The 3,953-nt window shown below is 63.4% G+C and carries 5 protein-coding genes and 2 pseudogenes; 2 read left to right on the forward strand and 5 right to left on the reverse strand.

Annotated elements, in window-relative coordinates:
- Window positions 1-399: pseudogene (locus HLUSI_RS28520) on the forward strand (pirin-like C-terminal cupin domain-containing protein); the annotation flags it as partial.
- Here the strand turns inward: HLUSI_RS28520 and HLUSI_RS0113190 are convergent.
- A complete protein-coding gene (locus HLUSI_RS0113190; RefSeq protein WP_016834427.1) occupies window positions 393-1,289 on the reverse strand; it encodes a LysR substrate-binding domain-containing protein in 897 nt (298 codons plus the stop codon). The pseudogene HLUSI_RS28520 and the gene HLUSI_RS0113190 sit on opposite strands and share 7 nt — an antisense overlap.
- A 131-nt stretch (window positions 1,290-1,420) precedes the next feature.
- On the opposite strand from HLUSI_RS0113190, the gene HLUSI_RS0113195 reads away from it, so the two are divergent.
- A complete protein-coding gene (locus HLUSI_RS0113195) occupies window positions 1,421-1,696 on the forward strand; it encodes a YkgJ family cysteine cluster protein (RefSeq protein ID WP_016834428.1) in 276 nt (91 codons plus the stop codon).
- Window positions 1,697-1,715: 19 nt separating this feature from the next.
- Here the strand turns inward: HLUSI_RS0113195 and HLUSI_RS0113200 are convergent, their stop codons facing one another.
- From HLUSI_RS0113200 to HLUSI_RS0113210, 4 genes and pseudogenes are all read right to left on the reverse strand, one after another.
- Entirely contained in the window at window positions 1,716-2,792 is a 1,077-nt protein-coding gene (locus HLUSI_RS0113200) for an ABC transporter substrate-binding protein (RefSeq protein ID WP_016834429.1), read from the reverse strand.
- A 62-nt stretch (window positions 2,793-2,854) separates the two neighbouring features.
- Entirely contained in the window at window positions 2,855-3,298 is a 444-nt protein-coding gene (locus tag HLUSI_RS31075) for an enoyl-CoA hydratase/isomerase family protein (RefSeq protein WP_083830949.1), read from the reverse strand.
- A complete protein-coding gene (locus tag HLUSI_RS34650; protein ID WP_050977712.1) occupies window positions 3,217-3,561 on the reverse strand; it encodes an enoyl-CoA hydratase/isomerase family protein in 345 nt (114 codons plus the stop codon). Before HLUSI_RS34650 ends, HLUSI_RS31075 begins: the two co-directional genes overlap by 82 nt.
- A 73-nt stretch (window positions 3,562-3,634) precedes the next feature.
- Window positions 3,635-3,953 (reverse strand): annotated as a pseudogene (locus tag HLUSI_RS0113210) (phenylacetate--CoA ligase family protein); the annotation flags it as partial.

Consider the following 3,953-nt stretch of genomic DNA (forward strand, 5'->3'; position numbering starts at 1 on the left):
CACCCGACGTCGGCATCCTTGTCCTGCTCCGGGAAAATTGTCACGGCCGACAAGATTCCCTCCATCGCCTTGCCTGACGGCGCCGGCAGCATCCGCGTGATCGCGGGCGACTGCCTGAACCGGCGCGGCGCGATGCCGACCATGTCGTCGTTCGATGTATGGCAATTGCAATTGAAGTCGCGCTGCCTGAGCGAGTTCAATACGGTCGAAGGACGCACGTTGTTGCTGGCGATCCTGAGCGGATCGGTGCTGATCAACGGCGACCATGCAGCGCTTGGCGGTGAGGTCGTGATGCTTGACCGCCCCGGCGCGGGTTTGTTGCTGGAAACGCGTGCGGACACCACGGGCCTGCTGCTGAGTGGCGAACCCGTCGACGCCGGCAGTGCGGTGTTTCAATAATCTTCCAGTTCGTCGAAACGTTTGGCGAGGAAGTCGATCAGTTGCCGCACCGACGGCAACAGGAAACGCCGCGACGAATACACGGCGTGGATGATGCCGGACTTCGGCGACCATTCAGGCAATACCTTCACCAGCGCGCCGCTGCGCAACTCATCGATGACCACCATGGTCGGCAGATAGACGATGCCGGCGGCGCGCTTGAGCGCCGTGGCGTCGTCGGTCATCAGTCGCGGCGTGTGACGGATCGATGCCGTTTCGCCGTCGGCGTTTTCCAGATGCCAGACATGCTGCTCCACCGGGATCGCCAGGCTCATGCTGGGGAAGCGGTGCAGGTCTGCCGGCACTTCGGGGACGCGGCATTTCTCCAGCAGCGCCGGACTGGCCGCCAGGCACCAGTGGCGCATGCCAAAAATCTTCAGCACCAGGTCGCTGTCCTGCAAAGGCGGCAACAAGACGCGCAGCGCGACGTCGATGCCTTCGTTGACGACGTCGACGCGCCGGTTGGTCGACTCCACCTGCAAGGTCACGCGCGGATGTTCGATCAGGAAATCCGCCAGCATCACTCCCACCCGACCATGCAGCAGCGCCACCGGACAGGTCAGCCGCACCGTGCCTTGCGGTTCGGCGCGATTTCGTTCGACGGCTTCCTGCGCGGCTTCGGCTTCCACCAGCATGGCCTTGCAGTGCTCGTAATAGCTTTGCCCGATTTCAGTCACCGACAGGCTGCGCGTGGAGCGCTGGATCAGGCGCGCACCGAGGCGCTCTTCCAGCTGCGCGATGCGCCGGCTCAGTTTCGATTTGGGAATGCCCAGCGCGCGACCGGCGGCGGCGAAACCGCGATGGTCCACCACCTGCGCGAAGTAATAGAGGTCGTTCAGATCTTGCGTCATGCGCCTTCCCTGTTTGTTTTTTGTGCGCATCCGATGTCGGCTGCCCGCCAATTATCGACCGAAAAGCCGCGCCCCGCTTGACGATGCCGCGGGGCGGTAGAATATGCACCTTCTTGTCCTTTCCCACCGCCATGAACTGTCGCTCCAACTGCGGCGCGTGCTGCACCGCGCCTTCCATTTCCAGCCCGATTCCCGGCATGCCGAACGGCAAGCCGGCGGGCGTGCCTTGCGTGCAATTGATGGATGACTTGCGCTGTGCGATTTTCGGCCAACCGGAACGACCGGCATGTTGTTCGGGATTGCAGGCGTCGGCGGAGATGTGCGGCGAGGGCCGCGAGATGGCGATGCAGTGGCTGGGGACGCTGGAACGGCTGACCGCGCCCGACCGGAACACGGTTCCGGCCTGATGCGCGTCTCTTTCAATGCTTACTGCGGCAAGGCCTTGGCCGCCGCGACCACCTTGGCGGTGTCGAAGTTGTTGATCGCCGGGATGAACTGGTTGGTGTAGAGGTCTTCCAGTTTCGGACTGGTCTGGATGATGTTGTTGGCTTTCATGAACGCCACCATGTTGGCCACCGCGCTGATCGGGATTTCACCCCACTTGACGCCCGGTTCCAGTTTCAGGAATTCCCCACGCGTTTGGATGATGTGCAGACCCTGCTTGATGGCCGTGGCGTCGTCGAGACTGGACGGCTTGGTCAGCGGGAATACTTTCCAGTGCACCTTCAGCGAGCCCTGCGGATTGGCCAGCGCCGTCACCGAACCCATGGCGACGCAGCGCAGGACTTTTTCGATGGTCTGCGGACGCTTGGCGATCATGTCGTCGCGCACGAAGTAGGAGCCGCCGAAGTTGAGCTTCTCGGCGAACGGCGAGGAGAAGCGGCGCAGCTTCAGGCCCATGTTTTCCGCCGTGGCGATCTGCGAATCCCAGGTGCCCCAGATGTCGACGCGGCCTTTCGACAACGCCGTCACGGCTTGGGCGCCGGAGCCGGTTTCCACAAACGTCACGTCCTTGTCGGGATTGACGCCGGCTTCGGTCAGCATGCCCTTGAAGATCTGCACCATCTGCGAACCGTACGACAGCACGCCGATGGTTTTTCCCTTGAAGTCGGCGATGGTCTTGACCGGCGACGAGTCGAGCACCACCGGAAACTGGAAGTTGTGGCGCATGTTGAGGTACACCGCCTTCAACGGCGCGCCCTTGGTGCGCGCGATGATGGCGGCGGCCGGACCCATGTTGACCATGTCGGCCTGGCCGGTCAGCACCGCCTGCATGGCGGTGGTGGAGTTGGTCGGCTGCAGCGTGACGTCGAGGCCGGCATTTTCCCAGCACTTGGTGTAGATCGGCAGCGAGGTGTTGTTGACCTGCGAGGCGTCGAGCACGTCGGTGCCGATGGCGATGGTGACTTTTTCACGGGCCTGCGCATTGACCGCGAGGGGAATGCTGATCAGGGCGCCGGCAATGGCGCCGGTGCAGGCAAGGGTGGCAACTGTTCGTTTCATGACGTTTCCTCGTAGGTGAAGTCCAGCATGCTATCCATCTCCGCGGATACCCGCAGGTACGTTCAACGGCCCTGAAAATACGGCCTTCTTTTCTCCAGGAAGGCATGTCGCCCTTCCGTGAAATCTGCACTGGAAAACAATTGCAACTGGCCGTCCAGTTCCAGACCCATGACGGTGTCGAGCGAGCCCGGCAGGCGCGCCAGCGCAGCCTTGGTAAGGCCGACGGCGAGTGGCGGGGCGGCGGCGAACTGGGCCGCCAGGTCGAGCGCGGCCTGCTGCAGTTCATCACTGTGCACCAATTGATCGGCGAGGCCGAGGCGCAATGCTTCTTCGCCATCGACCACGGCGCTGGTGTAGAGCAGCCGGCGCACCTGGCCGGCGCTGACGCGTTGCGGCAGCGACCACAGCAGGCCCATGTCGGCCATTAAACCGACGTTGGAGTACGCGGTGCAGAAACGCGCGCGTTCGCTGCACAGCACGTAGTCGCAGGCCAGCGCCAAGCCCATGCCGGCGCCGAAGGCAGCGTCATGCGTTTGCGGCTGGCCAAGGCGTCGCCGGCAGGCAGGCTCGACAGATCGCCGCCGGCGCAGAAGCTGCGATCGGTGCCGGCCAGGATGATGGCGCGGCAATCGACATCGCAGGCCAGTCGCTCCAACGTTTCGGTGAGGGCCTCGCGCATTTCCGGCGCCAGCGCGTTGCGGCGCCCGGGCTGGTTCATGGTGACGCAGGCGATCGCGTCGCTGCGTTCCACGATGACGATGCTTTGCATGTCCGCTCCTCCCTGGCGTCAGGATGGCCTGCGCCGATGGTGTTTTTTGCTACCGGATCAGCTGATCTTTTCGTTATTCCCTGACGACGCGTTTTGCCTTGTGCGTGCTGCGTGCGAGCGTGCCTTGCGGCAGCACTTCGACGTGCGCGCCGACGTGCAGGCGCTGTTTGATTTCCTGTGTCAGTTGCGCCGCCAATGCCGTCAACTGCGCCGCATCGGCGGAGGCATCGGTCTGCTCCACACGCACGTGGATGGATTTCATGAAGCCGGCGGCGTCATGCACCGAGGCGTTGATGACGAGCTGGTATTCGTCGCCGAGGCCGGGTGTGGCGCGCACCAGTTCTTCCACCGCGGAAGGGAAGATGTTGACGCCGCGCACCACCAGCATCGAT

It is taken from the genome of Herbaspirillum lusitanum P6-12 (assembly GCF_000256565.1).
GTDB classification, from domain to species: Bacteria; Pseudomonadota; Gammaproteobacteria; order Burkholderiales; family Burkholderiaceae_D; genus Herbaspirillum; species Herbaspirillum lusitanum.